We start from the raw sequence: 1,634 nt of genomic DNA on the forward strand, positions 1-1,634 counted from the left end.
CAATCATTTTATAGCTTTAAAATCGGTTAATTTGAGGGAGTATTCCCCTACCATTTTTAATACAATTTTTTTAGATAAAACTAGGATATGTGTCTAGAATACGAATTAATATTGCTGCTTCCCTTGTTGGGTAACATCGACATTGTTTGGAAAGTTTTTATACGTTTGCTCTTGTGGCTTGAGTCCACCAACTTAATTGAACAGGATATATTATGGAAAATATAATGAAAGCAATGGTTTATTATGGTGATCATGATATTAGATTCGAGGAACGCAAAAAACCAGAACTAATTGATCCGACAGATGCCATTATTAAAATGACAAAAACGACAATTTGTGGAACGGATCTTGGTATTTATAAAGGTAAAAATCCTGAAATTGAACAAAAAGAACAAGAAAAAAATGGTTCATTCAATGGTCGTATTTTAGGTCATGAAGGTATTGGTATTGTTGAACAAATTGGTTCATCAGTAAAAAATATCAAAGTTGGCGATAAAGTAATTGTTTCATGCGTAAGTCGTTGTGGTACATGTGAAAACTGTGCAAAACAGTTATATTCTCATTGTCGCAATGATGGTGGTTGGATCATGGGATACATGATCGATGGAACTCAAGCTGAGTATGTACGTACTCCTTTTGCTGATACTTCATTATATGTGCTACCTGAAGGCTTAAATGAAGATGTAGCTGTTTTACTTTCTGATGCTCTACCTACAGCTCATGAAATTGGTGTTCAAAATGGGGATATTAAGCCTGGTGATACAGTGGCTATTGTTGGTGCCGGCCCTGTTGGTATGAGTGCACTATTAACAGCTCAATTTTACTCTCCAAGTCAAATCATTATGATTGATATGGATGAAAACCGCTTAGCTATGGCAAAAGAGTTAGGAGCAACGGATACAATTAATTCGGGAACAGAAGATGCTATTGCACGCGTAATGGAGTTAACTAATCAACGTGGTGTTGATTGTGCTATTGAAGCTGTAGGAATTGAGCCTACTTGGGATATTTGTCAAAACATTGTCAAAGAAGGCGGACATTTAGCTAACGTTGGTGTGCATGGTAAGTCTGTGAACTTTTCTCTTGAAAAATTATGGATTAAAAATTTAACAATCACTACTGGCTTAGTGAATGCAAATACTACAGGAATGCTATTAAAATCTTGTTGTTCTGGAAAACTTCCAATGGAAAAGTTAGCAACGCATCATTTTAAATTTAATGAAATTGAAAAAGCATATGATGTATTCATTAATGCAGCAAAAGAAAAAGCAATGAAAGTAATTATTGATTTTTAATAATCAAAGAATAAAAAATCGGGGCACATGCCTCGATTTTTTTTAGCGACTGTTCTGAATTAATATACTTTGATGATAGTAATCTTACTTGCTCCCAGAACCTGTAACTTATTTTATGATATTCACTCTATCCATTAGGAAGAAAAAAACGACTCCAAAAACTTCTCTTTTTAGACTCTTCTTCTTCCACCACTTTTGAGAACTATAAACTTTATTTATTTTATCTTTTTTATCCGTAGGTAATGCTCCCAAAAATTAAGCTAGTTTAAAAGTAGAAAATTCACTCGTCTTTATAAGTATTTCTAAACTTAACATAATACGCCTTATACGAAATACAAC

General features: G+C 33.4%; 1 protein-coding gene. It reads left to right on the top strand.

All coding sequences use genetic code 11. The features are described 5' to 3' along the window. The first annotated feature begins 224 nt into the window (after nucleotides 1–224). The gene (locus WA249_RS18840; protein ID WP_000646533.1) at nucleotides 225–1,295 is read left to right on the top strand and encodes a zinc-dependent alcohol dehydrogenase family protein; all 1,071 of its coding nucleotides are present in this window, start codon (nucleotides 225–227) and stop codon (nucleotides 1,293–1,295) included. Nucleotides 1,296–1,634 lie beyond the last annotated feature (339 nt).

Source organism: Acinetobacter sp. 161(2023), from assembly GCF_037027805.1.
Taxonomy (GTDB): Bacteria; Pseudomonadota; Gammaproteobacteria; order Pseudomonadales; family Moraxellaceae; genus Acinetobacter.